The 15,256-nt window shown below is 68.6% G+C and carries 15 protein-coding genes and 1 tRNA gene; 8 read left to right on the top strand and 8 right to left on the bottom strand.

Annotated elements, in window-relative coordinates; genetic code table 11:
• Positions 1-19 precede the first annotated feature (19 nt).
• The 4 genes from sucC to ACIRQP_RS22635 all read left to right on the top strand — a co-directional run bounded on the left by sucC (position 20) and on the right by ACIRQP_RS22635 (position 4,090).
• Positions 20-1,153, top strand: coding sequence for an ADP-forming succinate--CoA ligase subunit beta (gene sucC, locus ACIRQP_RS22650; RefSeq protein WP_403892866.1), 1,134 nt, complete (start codon positions 20-22; stop codon positions 1,151-1,153).
• Positions 1,154-1,178: 25 nt separating this feature from the next.
• Positions 1,179-2,081 carry a succinate--CoA ligase subunit alpha gene (gene sucD, locus ACIRQP_RS22645; RefSeq protein WP_403892864.1) on the top strand — a complete coding sequence of 301 codons (903 nt, stop codon included), beginning with the start codon at positions 1,179-1,181 and terminating at the stop codon, positions 2,079-2,081.
• A 94-nt stretch (positions 2,082-2,175) separates the two neighbouring features.
• A complete protein-coding gene (locus tag ACIRQP_RS22640; RefSeq protein ID WP_403892863.1) occupies positions 2,176-3,732 on the top strand; it encodes an aldehyde dehydrogenase family protein in 1,557 nt (518 codons plus the stop codon).
• 270 nt (positions 3,733-4,002) lie between these two features.
• Positions 4,003-4,090: transfer RNA gene (locus ACIRQP_RS22635), tRNA-Leu, on the top strand.
• Between the two features lie 148 nt (positions 4,091-4,238).
• Here ACIRQP_RS22635 and ACIRQP_RS22630 read toward each other — a convergent pair.
• From ACIRQP_RS22630 to ACIRQP_RS22605, 6 genes are all read right to left on the bottom strand, one after another.
• Positions 4,239-4,940 (bottom strand): CDP-diacylglycerol diphosphatase, encoded by a 702-nt coding sequence (locus ACIRQP_RS22630; RefSeq protein ID WP_403892861.1) that lies wholly within the window; start codon positions 4,938-4,940, stop codon positions 4,239-4,241.
• Positions 4,941-5,739: 799 nt separating this feature from the next.
• Entirely contained in the window at positions 5,740-6,657 is a 918-nt protein-coding gene (locus tag ACIRQP_RS22625) for an NPP1 family protein (RefSeq protein WP_403892859.1), read from the bottom strand.
• A 75-nt stretch (positions 6,658-6,732) separates the two neighbouring features.
• Positions 6,733-7,305 (bottom strand): HD domain-containing protein, encoded by a 573-nt coding sequence (locus ACIRQP_RS22620; protein ID WP_403892857.1) that lies wholly within the window; start codon positions 7,303-7,305, stop codon positions 6,733-6,735.
• Between the two features lie 67 nt (positions 7,306-7,372).
• Positions 7,373-8,584 carry an alpha-D-ribose 1-methylphosphonate 5-triphosphate diphosphatase gene (locus tag ACIRQP_RS22615; protein ID WP_403892855.1) on the bottom strand — a complete coding sequence of 404 codons (1,212 nt, stop codon included), beginning with the start codon at positions 8,582-8,584 and terminating at the stop codon, positions 7,373-7,375.
• Between the two features lie 109 nt (positions 8,585-8,693).
• Positions 8,694-8,843 carry a hypothetical protein gene (locus ACIRQP_RS22610; protein ID WP_403892853.1) on the bottom strand — a complete coding sequence of 50 codons (150 nt, stop codon included), beginning with the start codon at positions 8,841-8,843 and terminating at the stop codon, positions 8,694-8,696.
• 404 nt (positions 8,844-9,247) lie between these two features.
• Positions 9,248-9,727, bottom strand: a complete 480-nt coding sequence (locus tag ACIRQP_RS22605) for an SAV_915 family protein (protein WP_403892851.1) — start codon at positions 9,725-9,727, stop codon at positions 9,248-9,250.
• Positions 9,728-10,088: 361 nt separating this feature from the next.
• Here ACIRQP_RS22605 and ACIRQP_RS22600 point away from each other — a divergent pair, with 361 nt between their 5' ends.
• Positions 10,089-10,619 carry a universal stress protein gene (locus ACIRQP_RS22600; protein WP_403892849.1) on the top strand — a complete coding sequence of 177 codons (531 nt, stop codon included), beginning with the start codon at positions 10,089-10,091 and terminating at the stop codon, positions 10,617-10,619.
• Between the two features lie 114 nt (positions 10,620-10,733).
• Here the strand turns inward: ACIRQP_RS22600 and ACIRQP_RS22595 are convergent, their stop codons facing one another.
• Positions 10,734-13,286 carry an ATP-binding protein gene (locus ACIRQP_RS22595; protein WP_403892847.1) on the bottom strand — a complete coding sequence of 851 codons (2,553 nt, stop codon included), beginning with the start codon at positions 13,284-13,286 and terminating at the stop codon, positions 10,734-10,736.
• Positions 13,287-13,335: 49 nt separating this feature from the next.
• Positions 13,336-14,019: a response regulator transcription factor gene (locus tag ACIRQP_RS22590; protein ID WP_403892845.1), complete on the bottom strand. Its 684-nt coding sequence runs from the start codon at positions 14,017-14,019 to the stop codon at positions 13,336-13,338.
• Positions 14,020-14,519: 500 nt separating this feature from the next.
• On the opposite strand from ACIRQP_RS22590, the gene ACIRQP_RS22585 reads away from it, so the two are divergent.
• From ACIRQP_RS22585 to ACIRQP_RS22575, 3 genes are all read left to right on the top strand, one after another.
• Positions 14,520-14,693, top strand: coding sequence for a hypothetical protein (locus ACIRQP_RS22585; RefSeq protein ID WP_403892843.1), 174 nt, complete (start codon positions 14,520-14,522; stop codon positions 14,691-14,693).
• Positions 14,690-14,779, top strand: a complete 90-nt coding sequence (gene kdpF, locus ACIRQP_RS22580; protein ID WP_078075662.1) for a K(+)-transporting ATPase subunit F — start codon at positions 14,690-14,692, stop codon at positions 14,777-14,779. Before ACIRQP_RS22585 ends, kdpF begins: the two co-directional genes overlap by 4 nt.
• 8 nt (positions 14,780-14,787) lie before the next feature.
• Positions 14,788-15,256 (top strand): potassium-transporting ATPase subunit KdpA (locus ACIRQP_RS22575; protein ID WP_403892840.1); only part of this gene is annotated, 469 nt, incomplete at its 3' end.

Below are 15,256 nucleotides of genomic sequence, written 5' to 3'. Positions count from 1 at the left end.
CGTCAAAAAGGAAGCCGACATGGATCTGTTCGAGCACCAAGCAAGGGAACTCTTCGCGGACCATGGCATCGCGGTGCCGGAGGCCGAGGTGGTGGAGCTGGCCAGGGAGGCCCGGTTCGCCGCGGAACGGCTCGGCGGCCGGGTCGTCGTCAAGGCGCAGGTGAAGACCGGAGGCCGGGGCAAGGCGGGCGGGGTGAAGCTCGCGGTCGACCCGGCGGCAGCCGAATTGACAGCCCGTCAGATCCTCAGTATGACGATCAAGGGCCACACCGTCAGGAAGGTGATGCTCGCTCAACCAGTGGATATCGAAGCGGAGTTCTACGTCTCCTACGTCCTCGACCGGGCCGCGGGCACCTTCCTCGCGATCGCCTCCGCCGAGGGCGGCATGGACATCGAGGAGATCGCCGCGAGCCGCCCGGAGGCGGTGGCGCGGGTCCCCGTCGACCCCGCGGAAGGGGTCACGGAAGCAAAGGCGGCGGAGATCGCGCAGGCCGCTCAGCTACCGCCCGAGACCGTCCCCGTACTCCAGGCCCTCTGGCAGGTGGTGGTCCGGGAGGATGCCCTTCTGGTCGAAGTCAACCCATTGGTCCGTACCGAAGATGGGCTGATTCTCGCCCTCGACGGCAAAATCACACTTGACGACAACGCTCGCTTCCGACAATCACGTTGGGGCGACCGGGAGAACGACGAACACGGCGAGCCGCTGGAAGCCGCCGCGGCGGCCAAGGGGCTCAACTACGTGAAGCTCGACGGCGAGGTCGGCATCATCGGCAACGGCGCCGGCCTCGTCATGTCCACCCTCGACGTGGTCGCCGGCTGCGGCGCACGCCCCGCCAACTTCCTCGACATCGGGGGAGGGGCGTCCGCCCAGGTGATGGCGGACGGCCTGTCCGTCATCCTCTCCGACCCGGCGGTCAAGTCCGTGTTCGTGAACGTCTTCGGCGGCATCACGGCCTGCGACGCCGTCGCCGAGGGCATCGTCCAGGCCCTGGACTCGGTACGGCTGACCAAGCCGCTCGTGGTGCGCCTCGACGGCAACAACGCGGCGCGTGGCCGCAGGATCCTCGCGGACCGTGCGCATCCACTCGTGGAACAGGTCACCACCATGGACGGGGCGGCCCGGCAGGCCGCCGTACTCGCGAACGTCGGATAGACGTCGGACAAGGGAGCGACAGACCATGGCGATCTTCCTGACCAAGGAGAGCAAGGTCCTCGTCCAGGGCATGACCGGCGGCGAGGGCATGAAACACACCCGGCGGATGCTCGCCGCCGGGACCGACATCGTCGGCGGCGTCAACCCGCGCAAGGCGGGCCGCACCGTCGACTTCGACGACCGGGTCGTGCCCGTCTTCGGCTCGGTGAGCGAGGGCATGGCGGCGACGGGCGCGGACGTCACCGTCGTCTTCGTACCGCCGCCGTTCGCCAAGGCCGCGGTCATCGAGGCCGCGGACGCCGGGATCGGGCTCGCGGTCGTGATCACCGAGGGCATCCCCGTCCATGACGCCGTCGCCTTCCAGGCGTACGCCAGGGAGCGGGGCACCAGGATCGTCGGCCCCAACTGTCCCGGACTGATCAGCCCCGGGCAGTCCAACGCCGGCATCATCCCGGCGGACATCGCCGCCAAGCCCGGCCGGATCGGACTCGTCTCCAAGTCCGGCACCCTGACCTACCAGCTCATGTACGAGCTGCGGGAGACCGGCTTCTCCTCGGCGGTCGGCATCGGCGGCGATCCCGTCGTGGGCACCACCCATATCGACTGCCTCGCCGCCTTCGAGGACGACCCGGACACAGAACTGATCGTTCTCATCGGGGAGATCGGCGGCGACGCGGAGGAACGCGCGGCGGCCTACATAGCCGAGCGCGTCACCAAGCCGGTCATCGGCTACATCGCCGGATTCACCGCGCCGGAAGGCAAGACGATGGGACACGCCGGCGCGATCGTCTCCGGTTCCTCCGGCACCGCGGAGGCCAAGAAGAAGGCATTGGAGGCGGTCGGCGTGCGGGTCGGCTCGACCCCCTCGGAGACCGCGCGACTGGTACTCGACCGCCTCGCGGCTTCGCGCGACGTCACTCATAATTAGAGGGAGTGTGTGCCTCTTCCCATCCGGTCCACGATTCACTTCGGACGAGATCCGAGCCATGCAACCCCCGCCCCCCTAGAGCGGAGACCCTCGAATGGCACCCACCCTCACGAATCCCCACCTGATACTCAAGCCGGGAACTGCCTGGTCGGACGCCTGGGAGCGCTGCCTCGCCGTGGCGCCCGAGGCATTCCAGGACGACCGTGTGCGCAACCTCTGGGCCGCCTCCTGGCAGTCCGACGGCCGCGCGCTGCCCGCCACCAGCCCGGTCGACGGCAGCCCCATCGCCGGCCCGCCCCGGCTGGACTCGGAAACCGCCCAGCAGGCGGTGCGCGCCTGCCTGGACTCCCACCGGGCCTGGCGGGATGTCCCACTGGCCGAGCGCAAGGCCCGCGTCACGGCCACGCTCGACGCGCTCACCGAACACCGCGAACTGCTCGCACTCCTCCTTGTCTGGGAGATCGGCAAGCCGTGGCGGCTCGCCCAGGCCGACGTCGACCGTGCGATCGACGGCGTGCGCTGGTACGTGGACGGAATCGAACCGATGCTGGCGGACCGGACCCCGCTGGCGGGCCCCGTCTCCAACATCGCGAGCTGGAACTACCCGATGTCCGTCCTGATCCACGCGATGCTGGTGCAGGCCCTGGCCGGCAACGCGGTGATCGCCAAGGCGCCGACCGACGGGGGAGTGGCCTGTCTGACCCTGGCCTGCGCGCTCGCCGTCCGTGAGGGCATCCCCCTCACTCTGGTCAGCGGCAGCGGCGGCGAACTCTCCGAGGCGCTCGTGCGTGCGCCGGAGATCGGCTGCGTCTCCTTCGTCGGAGGCCGCGACACCGGTGCCAGGATCGCCACCGCAGTAGCTGACCTGGGCAAACGGCATATCCTCGAACAGGAGGGGCTGAACACCTGGGGCATCTGGAACTTCAGCGACTGGCCCTCACTGACCGGAGTCATCCCCAAACTCTTCGACTACGGCAAGCAGCGCTGCACGGCGTACCCGCGCTTCGTGGTCCAGCGCTCGCTCTTCGCGGACTTCCTGGCCGCCTATCTTCCCGCCGTACGCTCCATCCGCCTGGGGCACCCCCTCGCGGTCGAGCAGCCCGGCGACCCGCTGCCGGAACTGGACTTCGGACCGCTCATCAACGCGGCCAAGGCCAAGGAGCTGAACGACCAGGTCTCCGAGGCGATCAGCCGCGGCGCCGTCCCGCTGCACCAGGGAACACTGGAGGACGGACTGTTCCTGCCCGGCCAGGACACCAGCGCCTACCTCCCGCCCGTCACGCTGCTCAACCCGCCCCCGTCCTCCCCGCTGCACCACGCAGAACCCTTCGGCCCGGTCGACACGATCGTCCTGGTCGATACGGAGGCGGAACTGCTGGCCGCGATGAACGCCTCGAACGGCGCCCTCGTCGCGACCCTCTCCACCGACGACCCGGCCACCTACGCGCGGCTCTCCCCCCAGATCCGTGCCTTCAAGACCGGCCACTGCAAACCCCGCTCCCGCGGGGACCGCGACGAGCTCTTCGGCGGCTTCGGCCACTCCTGGCGCGGCGCGTTCGTCGGCGGTGAACTCCTCGTACGAGCGGTGACGGACGGCCCGTCGGGAGAGCGCCCGCCGGGCAACTTCCCGGACTACCACCTGATGCCATAACCCCTACGGTGCCGAGCGCTCCCTGTCCCCCCGGAGGAGAGCGCTCGGCACCCCCTTCCTCACGTATTTTCTTACGGTGCGGCGACGGTCCGTGCCGGTCTCGCGACGTTCCGTACCGGAGGCTTTCCGGGCACCCCGCGCGGGGGTCCGGGACGCCGGAGAGCGGGCGGCCGTGGACCCCTGACCACGGGATATGCGGGTGAGGGCCACCTCCATCCCCTGGTATCGTTGTCCCTGTCGCCGCGGGCACGGACCGCGGCTCGACCACTCGTCCGGGTGGCGGAATGGCAGACGCGCTAGCTTGAGGTGCTAGTGCCCTTTATCGGGCGTGGGGGTTCAAGTCCCCCCTCGGACACCAACCAAAACCCCACACTCTCTCTGAGAGTGTGGGGTTTTGTCGTGCGGGTCCGGAAGGATCTCAGCCCGTGCGGTGAACGCGCCCGAACTGCCTCGCCGGACCATCAGGCCCACGTCGTCTCCGGCGCCCTTCACGAGCCACGCTCGCGTCAGCTGTCGATGAGGAGGTGGTCACAGGTGCTGGTGCCATTGCGGAGGGAAGGGAGATCGGCCTCGCTGTTCAGGACGTAGAACCCGGTTTCCTTCAGCCGGGGGATCAGAATCATTGTCTGGAGTGACATACGATCTGCCGGCACCACATGTTTTCTCAGTTGCGCGAAGAGATTGGTGGTGAGCTGACTGGTTTTCATCACGCGGTAGTTGTGGGGGGCTGTTTCGTCGCGCCCCCTCACCAGCATGGTCTCGCCTTTCCACCCGTCCCACCCGTACGGGATGCTGTCTTTCTTGAGTTCGAGGTCTGCCTGGGCCTGGGGTACGAACAGGGCCATGTGGATGTGCAGTTGTTCCTCCTGGCGGGCGGACTGCGAGTTGATGCCCAGTCCTACGCCGTTCGTCGCTTTGAAGAAGTTGTGGATCTCATTCGCCGCGGCCAGCCAGTAGTCCGTGCCGGACGTCACCTTCTCGCACTCGATACCTTTCACCCGGTCGCGGGCGACCAGCAGGTAGTGATCCGGGCTCCCGCCGTTCATCACAGCTGTTCTCTGGTCGCATGAGACACAGGGGTTGGGCGACGACGGACTGCACTTCTGAACCTGCAGCCAGAGATAGAAACCCTTGCCGTCGTCCGGACTGCCGCAGTTGTCCGCGGCGGGCACAGTTGCGGTGGTGTCTTCTCGATGCTGTACGGACATGGTGGAACGCCTCCGTTGGGATCGTGTCGCCCCGGGTACTTCGGATGCTTGGCCTGTCGCGGGCCCCGCTCGTGTGTCACTTGCGGCCGGTCGGCGGACCGCGGCGGATTTTCCTGTCCTGGTCAACCACTACCGAACGATGCCGAATGGTGCCCTCGGCGGAAGCCTTCCCCATGCCTGTGCGGCATGCGGTGGTACCGCCGCTACGGGGGCCGGTCTGGTCGACCAACGGTGCGAACAGGCAGGCTACGCGGAGCAGGATTCATTCCCTCCAGCGTCGCTCAGCACCGAAAGGCTCGCAATTTGAGCTCTCCCACCCCCAACACACCGACGCCCCGGTGCTCCGGCCTCCGGACTGAAGGCTCAGGGCGTCTCCTTTTCGCGAGCCGTGGTCGTCCCGGCCGGTGTGTACGCGGCCTCCGAGGACCGGGGTGCCGAAGGGCTGCGGGAGCACATCGAGATCACCGCGGCACGTCCTCGACTTCGCCGTCAACAGGGCGTGTTGCGGAAGTCCCGCCCGGCCCGCGACGCCCGGCACGCACACGTGCCGCGTCGGGGGAGTCGGCCAGGTATGGCCGGTCCGTCCACAAGGCTGGTCCTCCGCCTTGCGATCGCACGCACCGGGCGCCGCGGGTCCCGCGCTGGGCGCGGGCGGCGCTACTTTCGCAACACGCCCTGGGCAACCGGCGCGCCGGTGATCTGCCCGGCTCTCCGGCTGCACTCATCTCACACCGCACCATGCGCGGCGTCGTCGTACCTCACGCTGTCCGGCGGCCTCCGTAGTTCCGGAGTCCTACTGTCAGGCCCAGGGATCGAAGGGGGTACCAGACGGCTTGGAGGCATTCAGGAGGTTCCGGAAGCGGTCGTCCTTGTCTGTGGTCTTGATGGTGGCCGACCCGAAGTCCGCGTTCATCAGACGGTCCCGCAGAGCGGTGCTGGGCCACCCGTTCCAGTCCACGATGGGGGGCTGGCGCCAGTTGTGATAATGGTTCTCCGCCGGCTCGTCGTTACCGTTGGCAAGCCGGAAGAAGTGGGTGCCGAGACCGTCCTTGTGGTACACGACCTTGGGGTGGGAACCGTCGAAGAGTACCTGCGAACGCGGGTAGGTCTGCTGGCTGGAATGCTGTGTGGTCGTGACGTATTCAACCTGGTTGGACGCCTGGTTGATCCATGAGATCACGTGCTCGAAGTCGTGGCGGTGACCACCGAGTCCGCTGCCGGGGAGGGCCTGGTCCTTCTCGAAGTAGCTGGCGTATACGACTGCACACCATCCGTTGTTGCACTTCGAGCGGGCGTAGGTCTGGGTCCGGTCCAAGTCGGACTGATCGCGGCAGCTGCCATTGACCGCGCCCGAGGTGTTCAGACCGGGATTCAGCGCTCCGTCGGGTGCGATGGCGGCAACGGGGTAGCAGCCATCGCCGTCGTAGTCATACGCGGGCGAGAACGACGCCTCATAACCCCCGGCGTTCTGGGGCAGGTTCGGCAGATTCTCGGCGTGAGCCACTGACGCCGGCAACACCACAGTCAGGACCGCGGCGCCGACCAGCGCCCCCAGCCAGGACTGCTTCTGCTTGAAATACGCCAGAGCCGACCTACCCGCTCCGCGCGATGGCAGATTATCCATGTGCGTCCTCTCGGATGACTCGGCGAGCTGTCGACGCGGTGCCGACACGGCCGAGTGATGGCTGCCGACAGCATCCCCGACGGGAGTGTCCATGACAGGTTCTCCTGAATACCACTCCGGTGAACCGCTCCTGAACAAGATCGATCCCTCCTGCGGCGGCCACAATTCTCATTCCGTACAGGTCGGGCAGCCTTCTGCGCCGGGAACCGGCGCAACGCACCGCTCGTGGGCCGCGAGCAGGTCCGCCATCTTGAGCACGGGTCCGTCCGGGTCCTTGGCCTCGTCGTCCCACCGGCGCAGGGCGATGGCCGCGGCAGCCATCGGGTGTGCGCTGAACTCCGCCGCTTCCCGTTCGTCCATCGGGCCGCCCTGCCGCTTCAGTGACGCGACCGACGCCGGGCTGAGCTGGTCGTGATAGACCGGGTCCGTGGCCACCAGATAACGCTTGGCCGGCACATGCTGAGCGATGATCCAGGCGGCCCGCTCGCTGATGTGCTGCCTCGCGAAGGCGGCGCCGGCCAACTCGTGGGGCAGGTCGGGATATACCGCCCGTACCGACGTGGCCCTGCCGATGTCATGCAGCGCGGCGGCCACCACCAATTCGTCGTCGGAGCCGGCTTCGGCCGCGAGCCACGCGGCCTGCAAGGCGTGCGTGCGCTGGTCGACAGCCTCCCCGCCATAGGGCAGGCCGGCGAGGCTGTCGATCAGTTCGGCCAGTTGACGGCCGGTCAATGGGTTCATGAATCCTCCTTCAGCGTGGGCACCGGGGGCAGTGCGGGATCGGGAACAGGCCACAAGATCGTGGCGCTCACGAGGCCTCACCCGCCGAACGCGCCCGCAGTACCGCGGCGGCGACCGGCCACGGACGCCCGGGAGCGGCGAGGACGAGATCCGCCCGCTGCCCCGGCGCGAGCCGGCCCCGGTCCGGCAACCCGGCCACGTCGGCGGCTCCGGCGGTCACCAGTCCGATCGCGGCCGGCAGCGTGGCCATCCCTTCCTCGGCGAGCAGCAGCGCTGCCGCCAGCAACCCCGACGGCAGGTAGTCCGAGGCCAATGCGGTCACGAGACCTCGGGACACCAGTTCCCGGCCGGAAGCGTTGCCGTTGTGGGAGTTTCCGCGAAGGACGTTCGGGGCGCCCATGACCGTGGGCATGCCGCGTTCCCGTGCGGCTTCGGCGGCGTCCAACGTGGTGGGAAACTCGGCCACCTGACCACCGCGTGCCTCCAGAGCCGCTATCTCACGGGCCGAGCCGGGGTCATGGCCCAGTAGTCGTATCCGGCCGGCTCGGGCCTGCTCGCCGAGGTACTCGAACGCCTCCTCCCGCACATCCAACCGGCCGTTCCGGTCCTCGATGAGCTGGTCGACGTGTCGGCGAGCCTCTTCCGGGGACATCCCCCGCGTCCCCTGCAGATACCGCTCGTAGTAGCCGCGGTCGGCGTACTGGCCCTGTCCTGGCGTGTGGTCCTCGTGTGACACCAGGGCGACGCCGCTGACGGTGTCGATCCTGCGGCGCAGCGCGGCCAGTCCCTCCGGGCAGCGCACGTCGAGCCGGTGCAGGATCCGATGGTCCACCATGTCTGCCGGGTGGTCTTCGACCACCCGGCAGATCTGCTCCGCGGTGTCCACACTGCGGGAGAGCTCGCGGCCGTGACTCTGCTCGAAGGCCGCGCCGTGGAACACCGTCGTGACACCGGCCGCGCGCAGTTTGCCCTCAAAGGACAAGAGGGCGAACTCGATGGGCAGTTCGGCTCCCGGGCGAGGCAGCCTCTCCTTCTCCAGGCCGTCGCTGTGCACGTCCACCAAACCCGGCAGGCAGAGCAATCCCTGGCCGTCGACATCGACGTCCATTCCGGCGGGATGCGGTTCCACCGCGGCGATCACGCCATCCCTGACGGCAACCAGCGCGTTCTCCAGCACCCGGTCCTCAAGGACCGCGCGCACGTGCCCCAACACGTAGTTGTCCGGGGGAGTGCCCAGCCTCCAACCGCTTGCGGACGGTTCGACCAGTCCCGTACTCATATCGCTTCCTCCAGGATCTCCTCGGGAGTGCCCTGCCGAACGATCCGGCCATCCCGTACCAACACCACCCGGGACGCCTGCCGGCTGCTCTCGATACCCAGCCCTCGCATCACGTCGGAAGGGGAATCCCGCGAACCGACTTGACCAGCGCACGCGGCACGGCTCCCGCCGCGGTGACCGTCGTGGACGTTCCATGGGCGTAGTCGGCAGGTTCGGCCGCCAATTCGTGGGCTATCTCCGGATACCGGGACGAACTCATAGGAAGTATGATCCGCGTTCGGCTTGTCCGGACAACCGCCTGCCAGCCAACCGGTCCGACCGTCGAAGTGAACATTCGCGACAGTTGTTTCCGGACCGTCGGTGCGGGGCGGAGTACGAGGCGGTTGTGCGACGGTGGCCATGAGTTCACGGGGGCGGGCTCGGCAGCCGTACAGGCCGGGCTCCGCGTCGGAACGCGAAGCACCAGCCTGTGCGCCTGCCTACGCGGCCAACCCGGAGCCACCCCGGGCGCCAGGGCGTGTGGCCGCCCGATCGATCAGAGCTGGACCGACAGGCTCTATGGCCCGACGACCCACGGCGAGGGCTTGATCAGCGGACGGCGCGACGAAGCCAAAGGGCCGGTTTTCCGGCGCGGCTTCGATGGGGACGCCGTGTCTGTCCCCCTCAACCGATCCACAGAGCGAGCGCTTCCACGACAGCCGCGGCTCCGGTGACGCGCATGACTCCGACGGTCCGCGCATCCCATACGCGCCAGGCGGCCGCGCCCTCACGTCGCCCGGACGCCGCAGACGCCGCAGACGCCGCAGACGCCGCAGACGCCGCGGACGCTGCGGACACCTCGGGTGCTTCCCGGGTGGCGGCGGGTGCGCAGAGCCCGGGGTCCACCGTGACGGTGGTGACCCCCAGCGGCGCGATGAGTGCCCGCAGCGCGGGCTCGGCGAGTCTGATCCAGGGCTGCTCCGCGCCGAGCGTGGTGGTCAGCCGGAGTTCGCTGGTGAAGCCGACGGCGGTACGGCCGCCGAGAGGAGTGCGGAACAGACGGGTCGCACATCCCGTGGGCCCCGGCCGGACAGGAACGTAGAGCGGTCCGGCCGGGAGACGTTGGGAAGGATCCGGGTCTTCACCGCACACGGGTTCTGTCATGGGATTCCTCCTGGAGGATCCTGGAAAAGGACGTGAAGCCGCGGCTCGGCCGGGTCGGCCGGGGCGCGGCGTTCACGCTATGCCCGCGGAGCGCACCCCGCCGATACCTCATGACGCGACGCTGACGGCGAGCGGGCAGGCGCTGACGGAACACTGACGCGGTACGAGGCCGTTCCGGTACTCCGGTCCGGGGCGCCGCGGCCGTCCGCGTCGCCCAGGTCCGCGCGGACGTCATGCCGCCGTCAGGGTTCCACGCTCAGGCATCAGTGAGACGACAAAGAGTCCTGCCCGCCGGGGCGTCCGGGCTTTCCATGACAGGAGGAAACGGATTCGACGTACGGCTGGACGGAGTGATGGCGTCATGGACGGAACCGGTGGACGGCGCGTCGTGGTCGGGGTGAGCGGGACGCCGGGCAGCCTCACCGCGCTGCACCGGGCGGCGGCGGAGGCACGGCGCGCCGATGGCGAACTGTGGGCCGTGCTGGCCTGGGCACCACCCAGCGGTGGGCTGGGGCACCGGGGTCCGTCGGTCTCCTCGATGCTCGTCGAGTGCCGGCGGCTGGCCGTCGAGCGGCTGCTGCGGACGCTCGACGAGGCCTTCGGCACGGCCGGTCCCGGAGTCCCGTTGGAGTGCCTCGCCGTACGGAGTACACCGGGTGCCGCCCTGGTGGAAACAGCGTGCGACCCCGATGACCTGCTGGTGGTCGGGGCCGGGGTGCGTGGGCGGCTGCGGCGGGCACTGTGGCCCTCGGTCCCCCGTTACGTCGTCGCCCACGCCTGCTGCCCCGTACTGGCCGTACCGCCCTCGCCGCTGCAGGACGGGCTCGACGCCATACAGCGCAGTATCACCCGGCGAATGCCGCTGGACACACGGGAGTTGGCGGACGACTGAGGGCCGCGTTCCCGGCCGTCGCCCGAGGAGTCCCCTTCCGAGGCCGTCTCTCCGAGCCGTCTCTCGGACGTCTCTCCGGGAAGTCTCTCCAGGCCGTCTCGCTGGGTCGTCTCGCTAGGACGTCTCGGACGTCGCCGTGGCTGCGCGGCCGGGGCGTTTCGGCGTGTGGCCGGGCGCCGCTCTCACAGTGAGGACCATGGTCATGCCGCCGCCCGGGGTGTCCTCGGCCTCAAGGGTGCCTCCTATCGCCTCGGTGAATCCGCGGGCCACCGCGAGGCCGAGCCCCACTCCGGCGCCGCGGGGGGTGTCTCCGTACCGCTGGAACGGTGCGAAGATCCGGCCCTTGGCCTCGTCCGGGACGCCCGGTCCCCGGTCGGCCACCCGCACCTCGACGCGGTCGGCGATGGCGCTGGCCGACACCAGTACCCGTTCACCGGCCGGGCTGTACTTGACCGCGTTCTCCACGATGTTCGCGACCGCGCGTTCCAGGAGTCCCGGGTCGACGGAGACCACCGGCAGGTCCTCCGGGATGTCGAGGACGACGCTGTCCTCGGGTACACCGCCGAGCGCCATCGGAATCACCTCGTCCAGATCGATCTCGCGGATGAGGGGTGTGACCGTGCCCGTCTGGAGCCGGGAGATGTCGAGCAGGTTGCCCACCAGGTGGTCGAGGCGGTCGGCGCCGTGTTCGATACCTGCCAGCAGCTCCGCCTCGTCCTCCTCCGACCAGTCCACGTCGTTGGAGCGAAGCGATGTGACGGACGCCTTGATGCCGGCGAGCGGCGTCCGCAGGTCATGGCTGACGGCGGCCATCAGCGCGGTACGGATACGGTCGCCCTCGGTGTACTGGCGTGCCTGTTCCGCCTCGCCCAGGAGGCGCTGGCGGTCGAGTACGACGGCTGCCTGAGTGGCGAAGGCGGCGAGCACCCGGCGGTCCTCGGCCGGCAGCACTCGCCCGGTGAGCGCGAGTGTCATGTGGTCGCCGATCGGCATGTCGACGTCCGCGTCCTCGGGACGGCCCGCCGGCCGTGGGCCGACGCTCCCCGCGAGGGTCCAGGGCTCGACGTCGCTCGCCCGTTCCAGAAGCGCCACCGATCGCATGGCGAAGGTCTCGCGGACCCGTTCGAGGAGGGCGTCCAGGGCCGTCTCACCGCGCAGCACACTGCCCGCGAGGAAGGAGAGGATCTCGGACTCCGCCCGCAGGCGTGCCGCCTGCTGGGTGCGGCGGGCGGCCAGGTCCACCATCGAGGCCACCGCGACCGCCACCAGCGCGAAGATCGCGATGGCGAGGATGTTCCTCGGGTCGGCGATCGTGAGGCGGTGGATCGGCGGAGTGAAGAACCAGTTGATGACGACCGAGCTCAGAGCTGCGGAGGCGAGCGCCGGGAGGAGTCCGCCGAGCAGGGCCGCGGCGACCGTCAGCGACAGATACAGGAGCATGTCGTTGGCGAGACCGAGGTCCGTGTCGATGTTCGTCAGCAGCGTCGACAGCAGGACCGGGCCGGCCAGGCCGACCAGCCAGGCCCAGACGATCCGGGCCCTGCCGAGTCGCGCTCCGCGTGCCACCGGCAGACCGCGGCCCCGGGCGGCCTCCTCGTGGGTGACGATGTGGACGTCCAGGTCCGGCCCGGAGTCGCGGGTGGTGGTCGCCCCCACGCCGGGGCCGAAGACGTACTGCCATGCCTTGCGGCGGCTTGAACCGAGCACGATCTGAGTGGCGTTGACGCCCCGGGCGAAGGCCAGGAGCGACGCCGGCACGTCTTCGCCGACGACATGGTGGAAGGTGCCGCCGAGTTCCTCGACCAGGGTGCGTTGAGCGGTCAGTTCCCGTGGCGAGGCGGAACTCAGACCGTCGCTTCTCGCCACGTACACCGCGAGCACTTCGCCGCCGGCGCCCTTCTCGGCCAGCCGGGCGGCGCGGCGGATCAGCGTACGCCCCTCCGGCCCGCCGGTCAGTCCGACGACGATGCGCTCACGCGAGCCCCAGATTCTGGAGACACCGTGCTCGCTCCGGTATTCCTGGAGATACTCGTCGACCCGGTCGGCGACCCAGAGCAGGGCCAGCTCGCGCAGGGCGGTGAGGTTTCCGGGGCGGAAGTAGCGCGAGAGCGCCGCGTCGACCTTGTCCGGCTTGTAGATGTTGCCGTGGGCCATCCGGCGGCGCAGGGCCTGGGGCGACATGTCGACCAGCTCGATCTCGTCGGCCCGCCGGACGACCTCGTCGGGGACGGTCTCGCGCTGCCGTACCCCGGTGATCGACTCGACGATGTTCCCGAGCGACTCCAGGTGCTGGATGTTGATGTTCGAGATGACATCTATGCCCGCGTCGAGCAGTTCCTCGACGTCCTGCCAGCGCTTGGTGTTGCGCGAGCCGGGGACGTTGGTGTGGGCCAGTTCGTCCACAAGGGCGATGGCCGGGCGGCGCTCCAGGACCGCGTCCACGTCCAGCTCGGTGAAGACGGTGCCCCGGTATCCGATCTCGCGGCGCCGGATCTGTTCCAGACCGTGCAGCAGCACTTCCGTACGTGGCCGGCTGTGATGCTCGACGTACGCGACGACGCAGTCGGTGCCCCGTTCGGTACGCCGGTGCGCCTCGGACAGCATCGCGTAGGTCTTGCCGACGCCCGGCGCGGCGCCGAGATAGATGCGGAGCTTGCCTCGGGCCATGGTTCCGATCTCTGTCGTCTGTGGTGAAGTCGTCTGTGGTCGAGGGCGATCACACCTCGAACCGGTAGCCCATGCCCGGCACGGTGATGAGACACCGGGGGTGCGACGGATCCGCTTCGAGCTTGCGCCTCAAGTGCGCCATGTAGACACGGAGGTAGTTGCTCTGTGTCCGACAGGTGGGTCCCCAGACCTCCTGGAGTAACTGACGCCGGCTGACAAGCCGCCCGCGGTTGCGGATCAGGACTTCCAGCAGATGCCATTCGGTCGGTGTGAAGCGGATGTCGTTCCCGTCGCGTCGCGCCTTCTTCGTCAGCAGATCGAGGGTGAATCCGTTCGCGGTGACGACCGCGGTGCCGTCGGAGCGCGAGGGGGGATTCGCTCGCCGTGTCGCGGCCCGGAGGCGGGCGAGGAGTTCCTCCATGCCGAAGGGTTTGGTGATGTAGTCGTCCGCGCCCGCGTCGAGCGCGGCCACCTTCTCGTCGGACGTGCTGCGGGCCGAGACCACCAGGACCGGGGCCTGGGACCAGGTGCGCAGTCCTTTCAGCACCTCGATACCGGACATGTCGGGCAGTCCGAGGTCCAGCAGGACGGCGTCGGGCGGGGTCGCCGAGACGAGCCGTAACGCGGTTCTTCCGTCCGGTGCGACCGTCACTTCGTATCCCCGTGCTCTCAGATTGATCTCAAGAGCCCGTGCGAGCTGTGGTTCGTCCTCTACCACCACCACCCGGGGCATCCGTGCACCGCCTTGCCCGGGTGCACCGCCTTGCTCGGATGCTCGACTGTCCTCGGGTGCACGGGAGTTGTGCGCTTTCGAAGCCTGGGCGGGAGCCGGTGGTACGGGGACCTGCCCCGGACGGTCGGCTGCTGCCCCCTGCGGTAACACGGTCACTTGGCTGTGAGTTCCTTGAGTGCGATGTTCGCGATGTTGAGGACGGGACCCATATCGGGGCTCGGAACGCAACGGACGTCCTGAGGAAACTCCGTTGTTCGAGGTTCCCGTCTCTCGTTGACGGTGCTCTTACGGTCGGTGCCGCGTACTTGACGCTTTCCTTACGCCGCCGACTTCACGTGGCTCTCAGGGGTGGGGCGACGGCCGAAGAGATCGCCAGGACCCGCCCGTGGACGTTCTTGTCGACGACGTGGGGCTCAGCCGGGCCCGAGCGGTACATGCCGACGACGACGGGCGTCCGGCCTCAGCCATAAGAGGCGCGTAAAAGGCGGGTCTGTGGCCGTATGGGACGCGTCAACGATGTGTTCATCCGACTGCGAACAGGCTCTCCTCTAGAGGTCCGTTCATTCCCGAACCTCTTTCAGGAGCTCACGATGGCCGACCTGGCCTTCGTCGTCATCACGGTCGCGATCTTCGCGCTGGTGGCGCTTGTCGCCAAGGGGGTGGCAAAGCTGTGACCGCCGAGAACATCGTCGGCCTTGTCGTGGCCGTCGCTCTGCTGGGCTATCTCGTCCTCGCCCTTCTGTACCCGGAGAGGTTCTGAGCCCCGATATGAGCCCCGTACTCGCTGGTGTGCTCCAGCTGCTCGCGCTGATAGGAGCGCTTGCTCTGGTGTACCGCCCACTGGGCGACTTCATGGCCCACACCTACTCCTCGACGAAGCATCTGCGGGTCGAGAAGTGGATCTACAAGGCCATCGGTGCCAATCCGAACGCGGAGATGCGCTGGCCGGCGTATCTCCGCGGGGTGCTCGCCTTCTCAGCGGCGAGCGTTCTCTTTCTCTACCTGCTGCAGCGCGTGCAGGGCGGCCTGCCCGGTTCACTGGGCTTCGCGTCGATCGATCCGGATCAGGCGTTCAACACCGCGGCGTCGTTCGTCGCCAACACCAACTGGCAGTCGTACTACGGCGAGCAGGCCATGGGCCATGTGGTGCAGACCGGTGGTCTGGCGGTCCAGAACTTCGTCTCGGCGGCGGTCGGTATGGCCGTCGCGGTGGCGCTCGTACGCGGCTTCTCCCGCT

Origin of the sequence: Streptomyces sp. NPDC102274 (assembly GCF_044766385.1) — a bacterium.
GTDB lineage: Bacteria > Actinomycetota > Actinomycetes > Streptomycetales > Streptomycetaceae > Streptomyces.
The sequence above is the reverse complement of the archived record's forward strand: the minus strand, read 5'-3'. Positions and strand labels throughout refer to the sequence as shown.

Excerpts from the sequence above, each read along its gene's own strand:
- ACIRQP_RS22600 (WP_403892849.1), top strand. The coding sequence starts at position 10,089 with ATGGACGGAACCGGTGGACGGCGCGTCGTGGTCGGGGTGAGCGGGACG.
- ACIRQP_RS22640 (WP_403892863.1), top strand. The coding sequence starts at position 2,176 with ATGGCACCCACCCTCACGAATCCCCACCTGATACTCAAGCCGGGAACT.
- sucC (WP_403892866.1), top strand. The coding sequence starts at position 20 with ATGGATCTGTTCGAGCACCAAGCAAGGGAACTCTTCGCGGACCATGGC.
- ACIRQP_RS22585 (WP_403892843.1), top strand. The coding sequence starts at position 14,520 with ATGGGACGCGTCAACGATGTGTTCATCCGACTGCGAACAGGCTCTCCT.
- ACIRQP_RS22625 (WP_403892859.1), bottom strand. The coding sequence starts at position 6,657 with ATGGACACTCCCGTCGGGGATGCTGTCGGCAGCCATCACTCGGCCGTG.
- ACIRQP_RS22620 (WP_403892857.1), bottom strand. The coding sequence starts at position 7,305 with ATGAACCCATTGACCGGCCGTCAACTGGCCGAACTGATCGACAGCCTC.
- sucD (WP_403892864.1), top strand. The coding sequence starts at position 1,179 with ATGGCGATCTTCCTGACCAAGGAGAGCAAGGTCCTCGTCCAGGGCATG.
- ACIRQP_RS22615 (WP_403892855.1), bottom strand. The coding sequence starts at position 8,584 with ATGAGTACGGGACTGGTCGAACCGTCCGCAAGCGGTTGGAGGCTGGGC.
- ACIRQP_RS22605 (WP_403892851.1), bottom strand. The coding sequence starts at position 9,727 with ATGACAGAACCCGTGTGCGGTGAAGACCCGGATCCTTCCCAACGTCTC.
- ACIRQP_RS22630 (WP_403892861.1), bottom strand. The coding sequence starts at position 4,940 with ATGTCCGTACAGCATCGAGAAGACACCACCGCAACTGTGCCCGCCGCG.
- ACIRQP_RS22590 (WP_403892845.1), bottom strand. The coding sequence starts at position 14,019 with ATGCCCCGGGTGGTGGTGGTAGAGGACGAACCACAGCTCGCACGGGCT.
- ACIRQP_RS22610 (WP_403892853.1), bottom strand. The coding sequence starts at position 8,843 with ATGAGTTCGTCCCGGTATCCGGAGATAGCCCACGAATTGGCGGCCGAA.
- ACIRQP_RS22595 (WP_403892847.1), bottom strand. The coding sequence starts at position 13,286 with ATGGCCCGAGGCAAGCTCCGCATCTATCTCGGCGCCGCGCCGGGCGTC.